Below are 20,820 nucleotides of genomic sequence, written 5' to 3'. Positions count from 1 at the left end.
GGGTGCGACTACCAGCGGTAGTGCGCGAAGGCCTTGTTCGACTCGGCCATCTTGTGGGTGTCCTCGCGGCGCTTGACCGCGGCTCCCAGACCGTTGCTCGCGTCGAGCAGCTCGTTCATGAGGCGCTCGGTCATCGTCTTCTCCCGGCGGGCGCGGCTGTACTGGATCAGCCAGCGCAGGCCCAGGGTGGTGCTGCGGGAGGCGCGGACCTCGACCGGGACCTGGTAGGTCGCACCACCGACGCGGCGGCTGCGGACCTCGAGGGCCGGCTTGACGTTGTCCAGCGCCCGCTTGAGCGTGACGACCGGGTCGGTGTCGGTCTTGGCGCGGCAGCCCTCGAGGGCGCCGTAGACGATCGCCTCGGCGACGGAGCGCTTGCCGTCGACCAGGACCTTGTTCACCAGCTGGGTGACCAGCGGCGACTGGTACACCGGGTCGGCGACGAGCGGACGGCGGGGAGCGGGACCCTTGCGGGGCATGTCAGCTCTTCTCCTTCTTCGCGCCGTACCGGCTGCGAGCCTGCTTGCGGTTGCGGACACCCTGGGTGTCCAGCGAGCCGCGGATGATCTTGTAACGCACACCCGGGAGGTCCTTCACACGACCACCGCGCACGAGCACCATCGAGTGCTCCTGCAGGTTGTGGCCGACACCGGGGATGTAGGCGGTGACCTCGATGCCACTGGTGAGGCGGACGCGGGCGACCTTGCGCAGCGCCGAGTTCGGCTTCTTCGGCGTCGTCGTGTACACGCGGGTGCACACGCCACGGCGCTGAGGGGAACCCTTCAGCGCCGGGGTCTTGGTCTTCTCGACCTTGTCCTCGCGGCCCTTGCGGACCAGCTGGTTGATCGTGGGCATGGGGGGCCTGGATCTCCTACCTGCGCTGGGTCGTGCTGTCGGTCGGTGCTCTGTCGTGCCGGGTGCCGGTCCTGCCGGGGCCGTACCCGTTCCGGGCCGCGTGCCACCACCGGTCCCCGCGGTCGGGCGTGTCGCCCTTCCCGGGACCGGTCGGCGCTGCCAACCGGATCGGTCGCCCCCCGCGACTCGGCGCCACCAACCTGCCGGCGAGCGCACCGCGAACGGGAGCAGGCCCAGGGCACCCTGGGCACGGCTGACCACGATACCCGCGCCGCGGAGGCCGGTGCAAACCGGGTCCCCATGTCGACGGGGCGTCACCGCTCACAGCGGTGATGTCGGGTGCAACGCCTCCCGCTCGGGTTCATTCCCCGGCGCGGGACGGCGGCCGGCGTCGGGAGGTGGCGCGGACTCTATACGGCTCCGGACGGCCGCCGCGAGGGTCCGATGTGTCGTACCCCCGCCCTACGGTGGGTGCCAGCGAGAACACCCTGGGCGACGAGCCGGGGAGCGAGGGGGATCGGTGCACGTCGACTCGGCACGGGAGCTCAAGGCCCACCTGACGGCCCGGCTGGCGGGGTGGGAGCGGCCGCGGGCCAGCGCGAGCGGCCTCGGCCCCGGGCGGGTGTGGTTCCCCCCGGCCCTGGGTCTGGCGCTGGTCGGCCCGGGCCGGGCCCACCTCGCCATCCGCGTGGCGCTGGAGGACGACGCCGCGGTGCTGCTCGCGGGCGTGGGCGAGGCGGTGCTCGCGGAGGTCGACGTCCGGGTCATCGGGCCGGTCCGCGCCCTCTCCTCCCCCGCGCTGTCGTCCCCGGCCGACCTGCAGCGGCGCGTGCGACCGCTGCGCCCGGGGCTGTCCGTGGCGCACCCGTCGGTGACGGCGGGGACGCTCGGGGGCTTCGTCCTCGCCGGTGGGCGGCCCGCGGTGCTGTCCAACAACCACGTCCTGGCGGCCGGCGACGCGGCGGTCGAGGGCGACGCCGTGCTCCAGCCCGGCCCGGCCGACGGCGGCGCGCCCGGCGACCGGGTGGCCACGCTCGCGGCGTTCGCCCGCTTCGGCGGCGGGCCGAACCTGGTCGACGCGGCGGTGGCGGTCCTGGACGACGGCGTCGAGGTCGACACCGCCGGCCGGCCGGGCGGTCCGCTCGGCGCCGAGGTGGCCGGCGCCGACGACGTCGACCCGGACGAGGTCGTGGAGAAGGTCGGCCGCACGACCGGGCACACCCGGGGCCGGGTCACCGCGGTCGAGGTCGACGGCGTGGCCGTGCAGTACGACGACGCCGTCCACACCTTCGACGGGCAGGTGGAGATCGAGGGCCTGCACGGCGCGTTCAGCGCCGGCGGCGACAGCGGGTTGGTGATCTGGCGCAGCAGCGACCGGGCACCGCTGGCACTGCTCTTCGCCGGCAGCGAGGTGGGCGGCGCCCAGGGTGGCGGCGTGACCTACGCCAGCCCCCTGGCCACGGTCCTCGACGTCCTCGGGGTCACCTGGCTGGGCTGACGACGCCGTTCCCGCGGATCTCCCCCTCCGGGGCCTGTCCCGGAGGCCCGGAGTGGCGCACCATGGAGGGGTGACCGACCGAGCCTCCGCCCGCGCCGCCAAGAGCGCCCTGAGCGCGCAGCTCGCCGAGGTGCCCGAGGTCGTCGGCATCGGCCTCGCCCGCCGCGGCGCCGGGTACGTCGTGAAGGTCGACCTGGCCGACCCGGTGGCCGCCGGCCTCGTGCCCACCGACGTCGACGGGGTCCGCGTCGTCACGCAGGTCGTCGGGGTGGTCCGCCCGCTCTGAGTGCCCGCCGATACGGTCGTGCCCGGCGCCGACGAGGGCGCCGACGACCCCGGGAGGGCACGTGCGCATCGGCATCCAGGCCAGCTACAGCGGGGGCTTCCGCGAGACCGCGGACGAGATCCGCGACCTCGAGGCCGCCGGGCTCGACGTCGCGACCATCGCGGAGGTCTACACCTTCGACTCCGTGAGCCAGCTGGGCTACCTCGCCGCGGTGACCGAGCGGGTGGAGCTGCTGAGCGCGATCTTCCCGATCTACAGCCGCACCCCGGCGCTGATCGCGATGACCGCGGCCGGCCTGGACTACGTCTCCGACGGGCGGTTCACGCTGGGCCTGGGCGCCTCGGGGCCGCAGGTGATCGAGGGGTGGCACGGCGTCCCCTACGACGCCCCGCTGCAGCGCACCCGCGAGATCGTCGAGATCTGCCGGACCGTGTGGCGGCGGGAGCGACTGGAGCACGCCGGGTCGAAGTACACGATCCCGCTGCCGCCCGAGCAGGGCACCGGGCTGGGCAAGCCGCTCAAGCTGATCAACACGCCGGTTCGTCAGCGGGTACCGATCATGCTGGCCGCTCTCGGGCCGAAGAACGTGGAGCTCGCGGCCGAGATCGCCGAGGCGTGGGAGCCCATCTGGTTCATGCCCGAGCGGGCCGCCGACGTCTGGGGCGAGTCCCTGGCCGCCGGCAAGGCCAAGCGGGATCCCTCTCTGGGCGAGCTGCAGGTGGTCGTCGGCGTCCCGGTCGCGATCGGCGAGGACGTCGACGCGATGCACGACCTCGTGCGCCCGCACCTGGCGCTCTACGTCGGCGGCATGGGCGCGCGGGGCAAGAACTTCTACAACGACCTCGCCGTGCGCTACGGGTTCGCCGACGCCGCGGCGACCGTGCAGGACCTCTACCTGTCGGGGAGGAAGGACGAGGCCGCGGCCGCGCTGCCCGAGGAGCTGGTGCGCGCGGTCTCGCTCATCGGCCCCGAGGGCCACGTGGCCGAGCGCATCGCGGCCTTCCGCGAGGCCGGCGTCACCACCCTCGCCCTCCAGCCGCTCGACGACAGCCGGGAGAACCGGCTGGCGACGGTGGCGAAGATGCGGGAGCTGTGCGACCGCTGACCCACCGCGGTTTGCGTCACGTGACGCGAGAGGGCCCCGCAGATCGGATGACCTGCGGGGCCCTCTGCGCTTCGTGCTGGGGGCGCTAGCCCGGCCCCGTCCTCCTCACCCCGAGCGTGCGAGGGGTGAGGAGGACGGGGTCGTCACCCCCGCCAGTCGTACTCCTCCAGGCGCACGGCCTCGCCGGAGCCCGAGCCGAAGACGTCGGGGCTGTAGTACTGCCCGTCGTCGTACCCGGCCATCGTGTAGACGGCGGCGCGGGCCTCCTCGGTCGGCTCGACCGTGATGTTCCGGTAGCGGCTGATGCCGGTGCCGGCCGGGATCAGCTTCCCGATGATCACGTTCTCCTTGAGGCCGAGCAGGCTGTCGCTCTTGCCCTGGATCGCGGCGTCGGTGAGCACCTTGGTCGTCTCCTGGAAGGAGGCGGCCGACAGCCACGACTCGGTCGCGAGCGAGGCCTTGGTGATGCCCATCAGGACCGGACGGGCCGAGGCCGGCTCGCCGCCCTCGGCGACGACGCGACGGTTCTCGGTCTCGAACAGCGTCCGCTCGACCAGCGCACCGGGCAGGAACTCCGTGGCGCCCGAGTCGATGATGGTCACCCGCTTCAGCATCTGGCGGATGATCACCTCGATGTGCTTGTCGTGGATCGACACGCCCTGGCTGCGGTACACCTCCTGGACCTCGCGGACCAGGTGCAGCTGCACCTCGCGCGGACCCATGATCCGCAGCACCTCGTGCGGGTCCACCGCACCCTCGGTGAGCTGCTCGCCCACCTCGACGTGCGCGCCGTCCTCGACCCGCAGCCGCGACCGGCGCGACAGCTTGTCGTAGACGACCTCGTCGGAGCCGTCGTCCGGCGTGATCGTGAGCTTGCGGAACTGCTCGCCGTCCTCGATGCGGACGGTGCCGGCCAGCTCGGCGATCGGCGCCTTGCCCTTGGGGACGCGGGCCTCGAAGAGCTCCACCACACGCGGCAGACCGTGGGTGATGTCCTCACCCGCGACACCACCGGTGTGGAAGGTGCGCATCGTCAGCTGGGTGCCGGGCTCGCCGATCGACTGGGCGGCGATGATGCCGACCGCCTCGCCGACGTCCACGAGCTTGCCGGTCGCGAGCGACCGGCCGTAGCAGGTGGCGCATGTGCCGAGCAGCGACTCGCAGGTCAGGACGCAGCGGACCTTGACCTCGGCCACACCGGCGTCGATCAGCGCCGCGATGAGCACGTCACCGAGGTCCTGACCGGCCTGCGCGACGAGCGTGCCGTCCTCGGCGGTCACGTCGGCGGCCAGGGCACGGGCGTACACGCTGGTCTCGACGTGCGCGTCCCGGGTGACCTTGCCGTCGACGACGGTGCCGATCGGCATGATCACGCCGCGGTCGGTGCCGCAGTCCTCCTCGCGGATGATGACGTCCTGCGAGACGTCGACCAGCCGGCGGGTGAGGTACCCGGAGTCTGCGGTCCGCAGCGCGGTGTCGGCCAGACCCTTGCGGGCACCGTGCGTGGAGATGAAGTACTCCAGCACGGACAGACCCTCCCGGAAGTTGGCCTTGATCGGCCGCGGGATGATCTCGCCCTTCGGGTTGGCCACCAGGCCGCGCATGCCGGCGATCTGGCTGATCTGCATCATGTTGCCTCGGGCGCCCGAGTTGACCATGACCCAGACCGGGTTGGTGGTCGGGAAGTTGTCGACCATCGCCTGGCTGACCTCGGCCCGCGCGCGGGTCCAGATCTCGATCAGCTCGGCACGACGCTCGGCGTCGGTGATGACGCCGCGCTCGTACTGCTTCTCGATCTGGCGCGCCTCGGCCTCGTGCCGGTCGAGGATCTCCTGCTTCACCGGCGGGGTGACGACGTCGTCGATGGCGATCGTCACGCCCGAGCGGGTGGCCCAGCGGAAGCCGGCCGCCTTGAGGGCGTCGAGCGTCGCCGCGACCTGCACCTTGGGGTAGCGCTCGGCGAGGTCGTTGACGATCGCGCCGAGCTCCTTCTTCGGCACCTGGTAGTTGACGAAGCGGTAGTCCTCGGGCAGGGCCTCGTTGAACAGCACCCGGCCCAGGCTGGTCTCGACCAGCGCCGGCGCACCCGGGGTCCAGTCCTCCGGCTGCTCCCACGCGGGGTTGACCTTGCCGTTGTCGACGCCGAAGACCTCGTCGAGACGGATCAGCGCCCGCTCCTGCAGGCCCAGCGCGCCCTTGTCGAAGGCCATGACGGCCTCCGACGCGGAGGCGAACGCCGCGGGCCGGCCACCGTCGGCCTCGTGCCGGCTCGGCACCAGGGTCGTCAGGTGGTACAGGCCGAGCACCATGTCCTGGGTCGGCGCGGTGATCGGGCGACCGTCGGCCGGGCTCAGGATGTTGTTGCTCGACAGCATCAGGATCCGGGCCTCGGCCTGCGCCTCGGCCGACAGCGGCAGGTGCACCGCCATCTGGTCACCGTCGAAGTCCGCGTTGAACGCGGTGCAGACGAGCGGGTGGATCTGGATGGCCTTGCCCTCGACCAGCTGCGGCTCGAAGGCCTGGATGCCCAGGCGGTGCAGGGTCGGCGCGCGGTTCAGCAGCACCGGGTGCTCGGTGATGACCTCCTCGAGCACGTCCCACACGACCGGCCGCGCGCGCTCCACCATCCGCTTGGCGGACTTGATGTTCTGCGCGTGGTTGAGGTCCACGAGCCGCTTCATCACGAAGGGCTTGAACAGCTCCAGCGCCATCTGCTTGGGCAGACCGCACTGGTGCAGCTTCAGCTGCGGGCCGACGACGATGACCGAACGGCCCGAGTAGTCGACGCGCTTGCCGAGCAGGTTCTGCCGGAACCGGCCCTGCTTGCCCTTGAGCAGGTCGGACAGCGACTTCAGCGGGCGGTTGCCCGGGCCGGTGACCGGCCGGCCGCGGCGGCCGTTGTCGAACAGCGCGTCCACGGACTCCTGCAGCATCCGCTTCTCGTTGTTCACGATGATCTCGGGGGCACCGAGGTCGAGCAGGCGCTTGAGCCGGTTGTTCCGGTTGATGACCCGGCGGTACAGGTCGTTCATGTCGCTGGTGGCGAAGCGGCCACCGTCGAGCTGCACCATGGGGCGCAGGTCCGGCGGGATGACCGGCACGCAGTCCAGCACCATGCCCATGGGCGAGTTGCGGGTCTGCTGGAACGCCGCGACGACCTTGAGCCGCTTGAGGGCCCGCAGCTTGCGCTGGCCCTTGCCGTTGCGGATGGTGTCGCGCAGCGAGGCAGCCTCGGCGTCGAGGTCGAAGTCGGCGAGCAGCTTCTGCAGCGCCGCGGCGCCCATGCCGCCCTCGAAGTACTCACCGAAGCGGTCGCGCAGCTCGCGGTAGAGGCCCTCGTCGGCGATGAGCTGCTTCACCTCGAGCTTGCGGAAGGTGTCGAGCACCTCCTCGAGGCGGTCGATCTCCCGCTGCGCGCGGTCGCGGATCTGGCGCATCTCGCGCTCGCCGCCCTCGCGCACCTTGCGGCGGACGTCGGACTTGGCGCCCTCGGCCTCGAGCTCGGCGAGGTCGGCCTCCAGCTTCTGCTGGCGGGCCTCCACGTCGGCGTCGCGGCGGTTCTCCAGGTTCGACTTCTCGGCGCTGATCTCCGCCTCGATGGTCGGCAGGTCCCGGTGGCGGGACTCGTCGTCGACCGAGGTGATCAGGTAGGCCGCGAAGTAGATGATCTTCTCGAGGTCCTTGGGGGCCAGGTCGAGCAGGTAGCCCAGCCGGGACGGGACGCCCTTGAAGAACCAGATGTGGGTGACCGGCGCGGCCAGCTCGATGTGGCCCATCCGCTCACGACGGACCTTGGCCCGGGTCACCTCGACGCCGCAGCGCTCGCAGATGATGCCCTTGAACCGGACCCGCTTGTACTTGCCGCAGTAGCACTCCCAGTCCCGGGTGGGACCGAAGATCTTCTCGCAGAAGAGACCGTCCTTCTCCGGACGCAGCGTCCGGTAGTTGATGGTCTCGGGCTTCTTCACCTCACCGTGCGACCACTGGCGGATGTCGTCGCCGCTGGCCAGGCCGATGCGGAGCTCGTCGAAGAAGTTGACGTCGAGCACTGAGTGGACCCCTTTCCCGGGGCTAGTTCTCGTCTATGTCGAAGAGTGGTGGCCGGCCGGCCCCGCGTGCTGGGGGCCGGCCGGCGGGGACGGCTTAGACGTCCTCGACGCTGGAGGGCTCGCGGCGGGACAGGTCGATGCCCAGCTCCTCCGCGGCCCGGAACACCTCGTCGTCGGTGTCGCGCAGCTCGATCGCCTGCCCGTCACCGGACAGCACCTCGACGTTGAGGCACAGCGACTGGAGCTCCTTGAGCAACACCTTGAACGACTCGGGGATGCCCGGCTCGGGGATGTTCTCGCCCTTGACGATCGCCTCGTAGACCTTGACCCGGCCGAGGATGTCGTCGGACTTGATGGTCAGCAGCTCCTGCAGCGCGTAGGCCGCGCCGTAGGCCTGCATCGCCCAGCACTCCATCTCACCGAAGCGCTGGCCGCCGAACTGCGCCTTACCACCCAGCGGCTGCTGCGTGATCATCGAGTACGGGCCGGTCGACCGGGCGTGGATCTTGTCGTCGACCAGGTGCAGCAGCTTCAGGATGTAGACGTAGCCCACCGAGATCGGCTCGGGGAAGGGCTCCCCGGACCGGCCGTCGAACAGCCGCGCCTTGCCGGTCGGGGCGACCATGCGGTTGCCGTCCCGGTTCGGGATCGTCGAGTCCAGGAGGCCGACGATCTCGTCCTCCTTGGCGCCGTCGAACACCGGCGTCGCGGTCCGGGTGCCGGGGGCCGCGGCGCGCGCGGCCTCGGGCAGCTTGGCCGCCCACTCAGGCGTGCCCTCGACCTGCCAGCCCTGCTTGGCGACCCACCCGAGGTGGGTCTCCAGGACCTGGCCGACGTTCATCCGGCCGGGGACACCGAGCGGGTTGAGCACGATGTCGACCGGGGTGCCGTCCTCGAGGAAGGGCATGTCCTCCTGCGGCAGGATCTTCGCGATGACGCCCTTGTTGCCGTGGCGGCCGGCGAGCTTGTCGCCGTCGGAGATCTTGCGCATCTGGGCGACGTAGACCCGGATCAGCTCGTTGACGCCCGCGGGCAGCTCGTCGCCGTCCTCGCGCGAGAACACGCGGACGCCGATCACCTTGCCGGACTCGCCGTGCTTGACCTTGAGCGACGTGTCGCGGACCTCGCGGGCCTTCTCGCCGAAGATCGCGCGCAGCAGCCGCTCCTCGGGGGTCAGCTCGGTCTCGCCCTTGGGCGTGACCTTGCCGACGAGGATGTCGCCGGGGACGACCTCGGCACCGATGCGGATGATGCCGCGCTCGTCGAGGTCGGCGAGGACCTCCTCGGAGACGTTCGGGATGTCCCGGGTGATCTCCTCGGCGCCGAGCTTGGTGTCGCGGGCGTCGACCTCGAACTCCTCGATGTGGATCGAGGACAGGACGTCGTCCTGCACGAGGCGCTGCGACAGGATGATCGCGTCCTCGTAGTTGTGGCCCTCCCACGGCATGAAGGCGACGAGCAGGTTCTTGCCCAGCGCCATCTCGCCCTGGTCGGTGCACGGCCCGTCGGCGATGACCTGGCCGACCTCGACCCGCTGGCCCTCGTCCACGACGGGGGTCTGGTTGATCGAGGTGCCCTGGTTCGAGCGGCGGAACTTCAGCAGCCGGTAGGTCTGCCGGGTGCCGTCGTCGGCCATGACGGTCACGTAGTCGGCGGTCGAGTCCTCGACCACGCCGGCCTTCTCGGCCACGACCACGTCACCGGCGTCGACGGCGGCACGCAGCTCCATGCCGGTGCCGACCAGCGGGGCCTCGCTGCGCAGCAGCGGGACGGCCTGGCGCTGCATGTTGGCGCCCATGAGCGCGCGGTTGGCGTCGTCGTGCTCGAGGAACGGGATCATCGCCGTCGCGACCGAGGTCATCTGCCGCGGCGAGACGTCCATGTAGTCGACGTTCTCCGGGGAGAGGTAGTCGACCTCACCGCCCTTGGTGCGGACCAGGACGCGGTCCTCGGCGAACCGGCCCTGGGCGTCCAGCGGCGAGTTGGCTTGGGCGACGACGAAGCGGTCCTCCTCGTCGGCGGTCAGGTAGTCGATCTGGTCGGTGACCACACCGTTGTCGACGCGGCGGTACGGCGTCTCGATGAAGCCGAAGGCGTTGACCCGGCCGAACGACGACAGCGAGCCGATCAGGCCGATGTTCGGACCCTCGGGGGTCTCGATCGGGCACATCCGGCCGTAGTGGCTCGGGTGCACGTCGCGGACCTCCATGCCGGCCCGCTCACGGGACAGACCGCCGGGGCCCAGCGCCGACAGGCGGCGCTTGTGGGTCAGGCCCGCGAGGGGGTTGGTCTGGTCCATGAACTGGGACAGCTGGCTGGTGCCGAAGAACTCCTTGATGGAGGCGACGACCGGCCGGATGTTGATCAGCGTCTGCGGCGTGATCGCCTCGACGTCCTGGGTCGTCATCCGCTCGCGGACGACGCGCTCCATGCGGGAGAGGCCGACCCGGATCTGGTTCTGGATCAGCTCGCCCACGGTGCGCAGCCGGCGGTTGCCGAAGTGGTCGATGTCGTCGACGCCGTGGTCGGGCTCGCCGGCGTGCAGCCGCACGACGTACTCGATGGTGGCGACGATGTCGTCCTCGGTCAGCGTCAGGGTCGCCTGCGGGACCTCGACGCCGAGCTTCTTGTTCACCTTGTAGCGGCCGACCTTGGCCAGGTCGTAGCGCTTCGGGTTGAAGAAGAGGTTCTCCAGCAGCGCCTGCGCCGACTCACGCGTCGGCGGCTCGCCCGGCCGCAGCTTGCGGTAGATGTCGAGCAGCGCCTCGTCCTGGCCGGCGATGTGGTCCTTCTCCAGGGTGGCCAGCACCGTGGGCGACCACTGGAAGTGCTCGCGGATGCGGTCCTCGGTCCAGCCGAGGGCCTTGAGCAGGACGGTGACCGGCTGGCGGCGCTTGCGGTCGATGCGGACGCCGACGGTGTCGCGCTTGTCGACGTCGAACTCCAGCCACGCACCACGGCTGGGGATGACCTTCGCGCTGAAGACGTCCTTGTCCGACGTCTTGTCCAGGGTCTTGTCGAAGTAGACGCCCGGGCTGCGGACGAGCTGCGAGACGACGACGCGCTCGGTCCCGTTGATGACGAACGTGCCCTTGTTCGTCATGATCGGGAAGTCGCCCATGAACACCGTCTGGCTCTTGATCTCGCCGGTGGTGTTGTTCATGAACTCGGCGGTGACGAACAGCGGCGCCGCGTAGGTCATGTCCTTGTCCTTGCACTCCTCGAGGGACGCCTTGACGTCCTCGAAGCGCGGGTTGGAGAAGGACAGCGACATCGAGCCGCTGAAGTCCTCGATCGGCGAGATCTCCTCGAGGATCTCGGCCAGGCCGCCGACGGCCGTGGACTGCTCCTCGGGGGAGAGCGTGGCCCGCCACTCGGGGCTGCCGATGAGCCAGTCGAACGAGGCGGTCTGCAGGGCCAGCAGATCCGGCACCTCGAGGGGCTCGTTGATCTTGGCGAAGGAGACGCGGAGCGGCGCGCCCGGGATCTTCTGCTGGTCGGCCTCGCCGGTGCGGGGGCCGGACTGCGGGGTGGTGCTCTGCGGGGTGGGTGACTCGGTGGTGCCTGCGGAGATGCTGGTGGGGCGGGAGCCTGCCAAGATGCGTCCTTCCAAGGACCTCACGACGTGCGGGCGGTCGGTGCTGGTTCGTCCTGGGTCGTCGTCGGTTTCGGCGGGGCTGCCACCGGTCTGCGACGAGGCCCGCTCGGTCGGTCGCAGGGAGCTCGGGAGGGTTCCCCCGGGCACCCCAGGTGACCCGTCTCGGCGGGCAAGCAGTCAGGGGGCAGCGCAACAGGGAACCCTACCCCTGCTGCAGCGCACTGTCCACGTCAGGGGTGGTGATCACCGACACCACGCCCGGAAGGACCAGCGCCTCGCCAGCAGCGGCGGGACTGCCGCGGCCATGATGCCAGCCCGTGCCCGTCCGGTCACCCGCCACGCCGGTGGAAGGACCCCGTCCCCCTCACGCCTCGCGAGCTCGGCGCGAGCCTCTGGACGGGGCCGTCAGCCGGTGGTGAGCACCGTCAGGTCGTCGATCCTCCAGGTGTCGTCGCCGTCCCGGACCATCCGGATCTGCACCGTGCGCACGCAGGACTGCGCGCCCTCGGGGGTGACCTCGCACTCGCTGCCCTCGGGAGCGGGCTGGGTGCCGGTGTTCACCGACTCGGCCACCAGCCGGCCGAAGACGACGAGCGTGGCCTCCTCCTGGTCCTCGTCCACCTGCTGCACCGCGACGTCGCGGACGTCGTAGCGGATCGTGGCCGACACCTGCTCGTAGGTGTCGATCAGCGCGCCCTCGGCCTCGGCCTCGTACTGGCTGCGCAGGTCGCCGGTGAGGACGGCGAGCTGGCCGGCCACGCTGCCCTCGGAGTCGCGGTAGTCGTAGCGGTAGACGGCCTCGATGTTGTCCTTGGCGGCGGTGAAGACGTCGGGGTCGACGTGCGTGCGCCCGGGCGGCCGGAACCACAGCAGCGCCGCGACGGCGGCGGTGACCAGGCACAGCGCGGCCAGGACGGCGGCGAGGGGCACGCGGCGCCGCGACCGGGCGGACCGGCCCGCCGGCACCCGCGCCGGCCGGGCGCCCCGTCGGCGGGCGGACGCCGCGGCGCGCTCCTCCCCTCCGGCCCGTGCGCCGGCCGCGAGCGTCTCCGAGCGCGGGCGAGCAGCGTCCGGCGGGCGCTCCGCGTCGGCCGCGGGACGGCCGGGGCGGGGGTCCGGAGCGGGGCGCGGCCGGGGACCGGGACGGGCGAGCGCGGCCGCCTCGCCGGCAGGGGTCTCGTCGCGCTCCCGGCGGCTGCCCGCGACCCGCGGACGGGGGCTGGGGCGCGGCGACGGCGTCGGCCGCGGGCGCGGCGTGGGGCGCGGGCGGTCGTCACTCATCGGGGGTCCCCCGGATCGCCGAGAGCAGCCAGCGGTCGCCCACCTTCTCCAGGTCCACCTCGATGCGGTCGCGGCGCACCTCGGCGGGCACGCCGGCGGCCTGCCGGGTGGTCGCGATGACCATGACAACGGTCCCCTCGTCGTCGGTCGCCCGCGTCACGCCGGCGCCGACCACCTCGGTGCTGGTGACGGCCTGCCCGTCGACCAGCTGCTGGCGCACCCGCTCGAGGCCGGCGACGGACTCCTCGGTGAGCTCCCCGGTGGTCACCCGGCGGGCCTGCTCGATGTCGTCGTCGATCGTGAGGTGGTCGAAGGAGGTCAGGTCGACCACGTTCGCGCGGGCGGCCTGCAGGACCTCGACGTAGGTGTCGGTGCGCACCGAGGACTCCTCGGCGAACAGCCGCGGCGCGGCCAGGTAGGAGACGAGCCCGAGCAGCAGGACCAGCAGCAGCCCCAGCGCGGGAACCACCGGCACGGTGACCCGTCGGCCGCGGCGGGCCGGCTCGGCGTCGGAGTCGGCGTCGGTGTCGGTGTCGGTGTCGGTGTCGGTGTCGTCGTCGGCGTCGGAGTCGGAGTTGGCGCCGGCGGCGTCCGCGGCCCGGGCGCGGCGGTGCCGGGACCGGCGGCCCGGGCGGGCGGCCGGGGCGTCGTCGTCGGCGGCGTGCGCGGGGACGGCGGCCCCGCTCGCGGTCTCCTCGGCCGTCGTCGGCTCCGCCAGGGGCTCGGCGACGGCGGTGGTCCGCGCACCGGTGGGCTCGGCCTCGTCGCGGGCCGGCGCCGGCGCACGCCGGCGCGCGCTGGGGCGCGGCCGGTCGGTGTCGCTCACGGGGAGGTCCTCTCGGTGGGGCGGGCGGGTCCGGGACGACGGGGGTGCGCCGCCGTCACTCGACGACCCCCAGGAGGGTGTCGGCGAAGGGCACCGAGCCCAGCAGTCCGGTCAGCACGTCGTCGATCGTGGACAGCACCGGCGGCAGCGAGCCGAACTGGCCCTGCGGGCCCGGCGAGCCGACCCCGCCGGAGCGGCCGATGTTCTGCTCGCCGCGCAGGTTCGACCCGGACTCGTCCACGCCGTCCCCGCCGTCCGGGTCGACCCCGTCGACCACGTCGCAGCGCACGCCCTCGGTGTCGACCCGCAGGATGTCGTCGGGGCTGTCGTTGGCGCCGGTGGGCACGTAGCCGCTGGTGCAGGCGCGGGGGTCGTCGGTGTTGAGCACCAGGCCGAAGTGCGCGCGCATGACCCCGCCGTCGTTGCGGACGACGGTGAAGCCGCCGGAGACGACGTCGGGATAGGTCACCAGCAGCTGCTCCACGGCCCCCAGCCGCGGGATGTACACCCCGTTGAGGACGTCGAGGTGGCTGACCAGCGAGCCCAGCCCGGGACCGGCGCGGTCGACCAGCTGCTGCAGCGCGGCGCCGGCGTCGGGGGCGGTGACCAGCAGCCCGCGCAGGTCCGGGTCGATGTCGACGAGGGTGTCGCTGACCGCCCGCAGGTCGTCGGCCCACTGCTCGATGGCCGAGCGGCTGGCCACCTGGGTGTCCAGCACGGTCTGGCCGTCGGTGATGAGTGCCAGCGTCTGCGGCAGGGACTCCTCGGCCCGGGCCAGCAGCAGGTCGCCGTTGTCGATCAGCCGGGCGAGGTCGTCGCCGGCCCCCTCGAACGCGTCGCCCAGCTCCTGCACGACGACCCGCAGGTCCTCGGGGTCCAGGGAGGTGACCAGCTCGTCGACGTTGAGCAGCAGCTGCTCGACGGGGATCGGGATCGCGGTGCGCTCGACCGGGATGACGGCGCCGTCCTCCAGGTACGGCCCGTCGTCGTCGGCCGGGCGCAGGTCGACGTACTGCTCCCCCACCGCGCTGCGGGTGGCGACGACGGCCTCGGTGTCGGCCGGGATGCGCTCGGCGTCGGGGTCGATCGTGAGCGTCACCCGCACGCCGTCGTCGGTCAGCTGCATGTCGCTGACCCGGCCGACCGCGACGCCCCGGTAGGTGACCTCGGCGTTGACGAAGATGCCGCCGGAGTCGACGAAGTCCGCGTCCACGTCGTAGCCGGTGCCGAGCAGCAGCCGGTCCAGCCCGACGTAGTTGAACCCGACGTAGGAGATGCCCAGCAGGGCGACGGCGGTGAAGGCGAGCAGCTGGAGCTTCACCTTGCGCGTGATCACGGCGTGCCTCCCACGATGCCCGGGAGGTCGCCGGCGACCGACGACCCGCCGTCGGTGCCCTGCCCGGGCGCGGGCCGGCCGGCGCCCGTCCCGGTGGGCGTCCCCGTCTGCGTCCCCGTGGACGCCGCCCCGGCCCCGTTGCCCGGTGGCGTCCCGGGCACGCCGCAGCTGGCGCCCGCCAGGGCCTGCGGGTCGAGGACCTCCAGCCCGCCGGTCACCGGGTCGACCACGTACCGGCAGAGCAGCTCGCGCAGGTCCAGCGCCAGGGTCGCCGTCATGTTGGTGTAGAGGCCGTAGCCGCCGGTACGGGCGTCGTAGCGCGAGTTGAGCGGGCAGGGGTCGCCGGTCAGGCAGCCCTCGACCGAGCTGGCCGGGAAGGGGTAGGTCAGCAGCAGGTCCAGGGAGTTGGCCAGGTCCGGGCCGGCCGCGGCCAGCTGGCTGAGGACCGGCTGCAGGAGCCGGAGGTCCTCGACGGTGTTCTGGCCGGCCTGGTTGATGACCCGCGTGCCCACCTCGCCCAGCCGGGCGAGGCTGTCGAGCATCGACACGAGCAGACCGCGCTGCTCGTTCACGATGTCCAGGCCCGGGCCGATGCTGTCCAGCGCCGTCTCGATCGTGCCGGTGCGCGCGGCCAGGGTCTCGGCCAGCGCGTTGACGCTGTCCAGGGCGCGGCTGATCTCCTCGCGCTGCTGGTCGAGCCCGCCGATGAGCACGTCGAGGGAGTCGAGGGTGTCGCGGATGGCCTCCTCGCGGCCCTCGAGCGCGACCCCCAGCTCCCGGCTGATGGTCTGCAGCTGCGCGAGGCCGCCGCCGTTGAGCACCAGCGACAGGGCGCCGAGCAGCTCCTCGACCTCGACGTTGCGGTTGGTGCGGTCCAGCTCGATCAGCGCGCCGTCCGCCAGCTGCCCCTGCGGCTCCTCGTTGCCCGGCGCCGCCAGCTCCACGTACTTCTCGCCGAGCAGCGAGGACTGCTGGATCATCGCGACCGCGTTGGCCGGCAGCTCGACGTCGCCGTTGACCTCGACCGTGACCAGCGCCGTCCAGTCGTCGGACAGCTCGATGTCCTCCACCCGGCCCACGGCCACGTCGGCCACCCGGACCCCCGCCTGCGGGACGAGGTCCAGCACGTCGAGGAACTGGATCTGCACCGTGTACGGGTCGTCGCCGAGGTCGGCCCCGCCCGGGAGGGACAGCGAGTAGGCGCCGCGGAAGCCGCAGCCCGACAGCAGCAGCACGCCGGCCGCCAGCGCCGCCGCCCGGCGCACCCCGGCCCTCACTGCTCGCTCCCGCCGAGGACGGGCAGCCCGAGGACGCCGCCACCGACCGGGGCCGGCGCGCCGGTGCCGCCGCCCGCGCCGCCGCCGAAGAGCACGCCGAGCAGCTCCTCGAGGTCGGGGACGCCGTTGCCGTTGAGGTCGTCGAGCGTGCCGTCGTTGCCCGGGTCGCCGGACAGCAGCCGCAGGCAGATCTGGTCGGTCGGCGGCAGGCTGAGGAAGTCGGTGAGGGTGTTCAGCGAGATGCCCGCGACGTTGAGCCGGCCCGCCGTCCCGAGCAGCTGGCACACGACGACCTCCGGGCTGGTGGAGCCCAGCGAGTTGTCCCGGGTGTCGAGCGTCCCGTAGTCGGGGTTGTAGGCGTGCGCGACGTTGCCCAGCGCCGCCGGGGCGACGTCGAGGATCTCCGCCAGCGCCTGCCGCTGCTGCACCAGCGTGAGCGTGACGTCGGCCAGCCGGTCGACGTTGGTCGTCAGCAGGTCGGTGTTGGTCTGCACGAAGGTCGCGATCTCCCCGAGGGCCGCCGAGAGGAGCTGCACGGCCGCGGCCAGGTCGGCCCGCTCCCCCTCCAGCTGGTCGGCGACGGCCGCCATGTTGTCGTTGAACTGCGCCACCTGGGCGTCGATCGTGGCCAGCGCCGTGGTGAAGGTCTGCAGCGAGTCGATGGAACCGAACAGGTCGTCCCGGTTCTCGGCGAGCGTCTCCACCGCCTGGGAGAAGCCGGTCAGCGTGCGGTTGAGCGCCTCGCCGTTCCCGTCGAGGTTGGCCGCGCCCACCTCGAGCAGGTCGTCCAGCGCCCCGTTGGCGTTGGCCCCGGTCGGCCCGAGCGCGGCGGACAGCTCGTCGAGCGCGCCGTAGACAGCGTCCAGCTCGACCGGGGTCGCGGTGCGGTCGAGCCCGAGCTCCGCGCCGTCGGCCATGGTCGCCCCGCCGCTGTAGACGGGGGCGAACTGCACGTAGCGGTCCGACACCAGCGACGGCGCGAGGATCACGGCGTCGGCGTCGGCCGGGATGTCGTACTGCTCGTCGACGAGCATCTCGACCCGCACGCGGTCGCCCATCGGGGTGACGCCGGTGATCTCGCCGACGTCGATGCCGAGGATGCGGACGTCGCCGCCCTCGTAGATGCCGACGGTCTGGGTGAAGTAGGCGGTGACCCGGTACTGGTCGGCCGGCCGGAGCACCGTCCAGCCGATGGCGCCGACCAGGACGAGCGCCGCGGCCAGCGCCACGCCCCGCTGCAGGGAGCCGCTCATGCGCCACCGTCGCAGGTGACCAGGCCGCCGGGGACCTGCGTGGTGGCGCCGCAGACCACGGAGGCGACGGCGCCGGGCAGCAGGTTGTCGACGAAGCTGTCGAACCAGCGACCGTTGCCGAGGGTGTTGGTGAACACCCGGACGAAGGGGGCGAAGTTCTCCACGGTCTCCCCGAGCGCGTCCCGGTTGCGGGACAGGATGTCGGTCACCGTCGCCAGCTGCTGGAGGGCCGGGGTCAGCGCCTCCCGGTTGTCGGCCACGAGGCCGGTGAGCTGGTCGGCGAGCAGCTGGGTGTTGGTGAGGATCGCGTCGATCAGCTGACGGCGCTCCTGCACCTCCTGCAGCAGGGTGTTGGAGTCGACGATCAGCCGCGTGAACTCGCCGTTGCGGTCGGCGAGGACGTCGGCTACGTCCCGGGTGGCCGACAGCAGCTGCTCGAGCTCGGCGTCGCGCGAGGCGATGGTGTCCGACAGCCGCGCCAGGCCCTGCAGCGAGGCCTGCACCTCCTCGGGCGTCTCGGCGAACGTGTCGGCGAGCACCTCGAACGACGAGGCCAGCTGGCCGGTGTCGATCTGCTCGACGGTCGTCGACAGGTCGGCGAAGGCCTCGACCACGTCGTAGGGCGAGGCGGTGCGCTCCAGCGGGATCCGGTCGTCGGGGTCGAGCTCCTCGCTGCCGCGCGGCACCAGCGCGAGGTACTTGGCCCCGAGCACCGTCTCGATCCGGATCGCGGCCTGGGAGCGGTCGCCGACGAAGGCGTCCTCGACGCGGAACTCGACGGTCACCGCGCCGTCCTCCAGGCGGAGCTCCTCGACCTGGCCGACCTTGACCCCGGCGACGCGGACCGGGTCGTCGGGCTTGAGCCCGGCGGCCTCGGAGAACTGCGCGGAGTAGACGGTGCCGCCGCCGATGAGCGGCAGGGACTGCGCGTTGAACGCGAGCAGCACGAGCAGCACGATCACGCTGAGGCTGACCGCCCCGATGGTGACCGGGTTGCGGTCGCGGAAGGGCTTCGGGTGGCGGGCCATCAGCAGCCCGCCGATCCGCTGGAGAACCCGCCGGCCGGGAGCTCGGTGCCCTCGGTCTCCCCGGGCAGGACGACGTAGCCCGACGCCCCGCACAGGTAGAAGTTGAACCAGCTGCCGTTGACCGCGGTCCGCGTGATCAGGTCGATCTTCGTCGGCGCGAGCTGCAGGAAGTCCTCCACGATGTCCCCGGTGTCGGCCAGGTTGCCGGCCAGGTCCCCGAGCGCCTGGACGTCGGCGGCCAGCGGCGGGCGGGCCTGCTCGAGCAGGCCGGTCGTCGCCACGGCCAGCGTGTCGATCGTCTGCAGCGAGTCGAAGATCGCGTCCCGGTCCTGGGCCAGCCCGGTCACGAACTGCTGGAGGCTGACCACCAGCGACGAGAGCTGCTCGTCGCGGGCGGCCACGGTCCCCATGACGGTCGTCAGGTTGTCGATCAGGCTGCCGATCACCGCGTCGCGGTCGGCCAGCGAGCTCGACAGCGAGGCGACGTGCCCGAGCAGGCTCTCCACCGTCCCGGCCTCGCCCTGGAACACCTGGATGATCTCGTAGGACAGCCGGTTCACGTCCGACGGCGACAGCGCCTGGAACAGCGGCTGGAAGCCGCCGAACAGCGTGGTCAGGTCCAGCGCCGGCTTCGTCTGCGCCAGCGGGATGGTGTCGCCCTCCTCCAGCCGGCGCCCGGCCGAGCCCTCCCCCTCGGTGAGGGAGATGTAGCGCTGCCCGACGAGGTTTCGGTACCGGATGGTGGCCTCGACGCCGGCGGGCAGCGGGATGTCGGCGTCGACCTGCAGCTCCACCTCCGCGACCGGGGTCTCCCGGCCCTCGGCCAGCCCGATGCCGGTGACCTGCCCGACGCGCACGCCGGCGATGCGGACCTCGTCGCCCTCGACGAGCCCGGCGACGTCGGTGAACTGCGCCTTGTAGGACAGCTGCTCGCCGTACCCGGCGTTGGTGATCGTGGCGATGAGGACGTAGCTGGCCAGGATGGTGACCAGCGCGAAGACGGCCAGCTTCGTCAGCGGCCCGGCGAGGCTCTTCACGGGACCAGCACCTGCGCCCCCCGGAGGACCGGCGCCAGGGCCGAGGCGGCCAGGTCGGTGACGTCGTCGGGGTCGGTGGCGGTCTGGTAGCCGAGCAGGCTGCGCACGAAGTCCAGCTCCGCGGTGGACCCGGCCAGCCGGTCGGGCAGCGAGTCCCCCGCCGACCCGCCGGGGTTGGGGTCGCCGGCGCCGTCGGGGACGTCGTCGGGCCCGCGGCCGCCCAGGCACACCGGGTTCCCGCTGACCGGGTTGTCGACCGAGTCCACGCCGTCCTCCGGCGGTGTCGGGCAGTAGTACTCGCCCCGCTCGGCGGCGGCGATGATCCCGTCGATGTCGTCCAGGCCCTGGCAGTCGGGCCCCGAGCGATCGAGGTAGGCGGGCTGGTCGCCGGGCTGGTAGGGGTTGCGCGGCGGCAGCGTCACCACGATGTTCAGGTTCAGCGAGGGGTCGCCGTCCCCGCCGAACGCCTCGGTGATCATCGGGTTGAACCGCGCCAGGCCGTTGAGCAGGCACGGGTAGACCGGCGAGTACTCCGCGAGCAGGCCGAGCACCGGCCGCGAGGTCGCCGCCAGCGAGATGAGGTCGGGCTCGTTGCGCTCGAGGAACTCCGCCGCCGTGGTCGAGGAGTCGTCGACGACGGTGAAGGTCCGGCGCAGCTGCTCCTCCTGGTCCACCAGGGTGTCGGCGGTGACGGAGATGTTGTCGAGCACGGCCAGGAGGTCGTCGGCGGCGGACTGGTAGGTGTCGGCGAAGTCGGCCAGCCCGGAGATGTCGGCCTGGAGCTCCGGCAGCACCGTGTTGATCTCCGTCACGTACTCGCCGACGTCCACGAGGTTCTGACCGAGGGACTCGCCGCGTCCGCGCAGCGCGTCGGCCACCGCGGCGAGGGTGTAGCTGAGGTCCTGCGGCTCCACGGCCTGCAGCAGCGGCAGCAGGTCGTCGATCACCCGCTGCAGCTCGATGGCGTTCTCGGTGCGGTCCTGGCCGATGACGTCGCCGTCGGCCAGCCGCTCGGCCGAGGGCTGCTCGGGCAGCACGAGGGAGACGTAGCGCTCCCCGAACAGCGTCTTGGGCAGCAGCCGGGCCGTGACGTCGGCCGGGATCTGCTCGAGGTACTGCGGCCGGATGGCCAGCTCGATGGTCGCGCCGTCCGCGCTGGCCGACACCTCGCGCACCTCGCCGACGATCATGCCGCGGACCTTGACGTCGGAGGCCTCCTGCAGCTGGTTGCCGGCGGTGTCGGTCTCCAGCGTCACGCGGGCGACGTCGACGAACGCCTTGTTGTAGAGCGCGACCGTGAGCCCCAGCAGCAGCGCCAGGACCACCAGGAAGGCCAGCCCCTGCAGGCGCCGGCGGACCACCGCTCCTCGTGCCGTGCCGCTCATCGGCCG

The 20,820-nt window shown here is 72.2% G+C and carries 15 protein-coding genes; 3 read left to right on the top strand and 12 right to left on the bottom strand.

All coding sequences use genetic code 11. The features are described from left to right. Positions 1-8: 8 nt before the first annotated feature. Both rpsG and rpsL read right to left on the bottom strand, forming a co-directional pair. Positions 9-479, bottom strand: coding sequence for a 30S ribosomal protein S7 (gene rpsG / locus ACI8AX_RS05450; protein WP_091213426.1), 471 nt, complete (start codon positions 477-479; stop codon positions 9-11). Between the two features lies 1 nt (position 480). After that, positions 481-855, bottom strand: a complete 375-nt coding sequence (gene rpsL, locus ACI8AX_RS05445; protein WP_012950487.1) for a 30S ribosomal protein S12 — start codon at positions 853-855, stop codon at positions 481-483. Between the two features lie 520 nt (positions 856-1,375). Between rpsL and ACI8AX_RS05440 the strand changes: the two genes are divergently transcribed. From ACI8AX_RS05440 to ACI8AX_RS05430, 3 genes are all read left to right on the top strand, one after another. Further along, on the top strand, positions 1,376-2,353 hold the full coding sequence (locus tag ACI8AX_RS05440) for a hypothetical protein (protein WP_456548775.1): 978 nt from the start codon (positions 1,376-1,378) through the stop codon (positions 2,351-2,353). A gap of 70 nt (positions 2,354-2,423) precedes the next feature. Beyond that, a complete protein-coding gene (locus ACI8AX_RS05435; RefSeq protein WP_456548774.1) occupies positions 2,424-2,639 on the top strand; it encodes a hypothetical protein in 216 nt (71 codons plus the stop codon). 61 nt (positions 2,640-2,700) lie between these two features. After that, positions 2,701-3,744 carry an LLM class F420-dependent oxidoreductase gene (locus tag ACI8AX_RS05430; RefSeq protein ID WP_456548773.1) on the top strand — a complete coding sequence of 348 codons (1,044 nt, stop codon included), beginning with the start codon at positions 2,701-2,703 and terminating at the stop codon, positions 3,742-3,744. A gap of 143 nt (positions 3,745-3,887) precedes the next feature. Here ACI8AX_RS05430 and ACI8AX_RS05425 read toward each other — a convergent pair whose 3' ends face one another. From ACI8AX_RS05425 to ACI8AX_RS05380, 10 genes are all read right to left on the bottom strand, one after another. Further along, positions 3,888-7,793 (bottom strand): DNA-directed RNA polymerase subunit beta', encoded by a 3,906-nt coding sequence (locus ACI8AX_RS05425; protein ID WP_456548772.1) that lies wholly within the window; start codon positions 7,791-7,793, stop codon positions 3,888-3,890. Between the two features lie 94 nt (positions 7,794-7,887). Continuing rightward, positions 7,888-11,391, bottom strand: coding sequence for a DNA-directed RNA polymerase subunit beta (rpoB, locus tag ACI8AX_RS05420; RefSeq protein ID WP_456548771.1), 3,504 nt, complete (start codon positions 11,389-11,391; stop codon positions 7,888-7,890). A gap of 405 nt (positions 11,392-11,796) precedes the next feature. Further along, positions 11,797-12,321: a hypothetical protein gene (locus ACI8AX_RS05415; RefSeq protein ID WP_456548770.1), complete on the bottom strand. Its 525-nt coding sequence runs from the start codon at positions 12,319-12,321 to the stop codon at positions 11,797-11,799. A 343-nt stretch (positions 12,322-12,664) separates the two neighbouring features. Then, on the bottom strand, positions 12,665-13,498 hold the full coding sequence (locus ACI8AX_RS05410) for a hypothetical protein (protein WP_456548769.1): 834 nt from the start codon (positions 13,496-13,498) through the stop codon (positions 12,665-12,667). A gap of 55 nt (positions 13,499-13,553) precedes the next feature. Then, positions 13,554-14,834 (bottom strand): MCE family protein, encoded by a 1,281-nt coding sequence (locus tag ACI8AX_RS05405; protein WP_456548768.1) that lies wholly within the window; start codon positions 14,832-14,834, stop codon positions 13,554-13,556. Next, positions 14,831-16,111, bottom strand: coding sequence for an MCE family protein (locus tag ACI8AX_RS05400; protein WP_456548767.1), 1,281 nt, complete (start codon positions 16,109-16,111; stop codon positions 14,831-14,833). Before ACI8AX_RS05400 ends, ACI8AX_RS05405 begins: the two co-directional genes overlap by 4 nt. After that, positions 16,108-17,364, bottom strand: a complete 1,257-nt coding sequence (locus tag ACI8AX_RS05395; RefSeq protein ID WP_456548766.1) for an MCE family protein — start codon at positions 17,362-17,364, stop codon at positions 16,108-16,110. Before ACI8AX_RS05395 ends, ACI8AX_RS05400 begins: the two co-directional genes overlap by 4 nt. Next, positions 17,361-18,392 (bottom strand): MCE family protein, encoded by a 1,032-nt coding sequence (locus tag ACI8AX_RS05390; RefSeq protein ID WP_456548765.1) that lies wholly within the window; start codon positions 18,390-18,392, stop codon positions 17,361-17,363. The genes ACI8AX_RS05395 and ACI8AX_RS05390 overlap by 4 nt, the downstream gene beginning before the upstream one ends. Beyond that, positions 18,392-19,429 (bottom strand): MCE family protein, encoded by a 1,038-nt coding sequence (locus ACI8AX_RS05385; protein WP_456548764.1) that lies wholly within the window; start codon positions 19,427-19,429, stop codon positions 18,392-18,394. Before ACI8AX_RS05385 ends, ACI8AX_RS05390 begins: the two co-directional genes overlap by 1 nt. Further along, a complete protein-coding gene (locus ACI8AX_RS05380; protein WP_456548763.1) occupies positions 19,426-20,814 on the bottom strand; it encodes an MCE family protein in 1,389 nt (462 codons plus the stop codon). The genes ACI8AX_RS05385 and ACI8AX_RS05380 overlap by 4 nt, the downstream gene beginning before the upstream one ends. Positions 20,815-20,820: the final 6 nt, after the last annotated feature.

It is taken from the genome of Blastococcus sp. SYSU D00813 (assembly GCF_054050735.1).
This window is presented reverse-complemented; position numbering and strand designations above follow the sequence as displayed.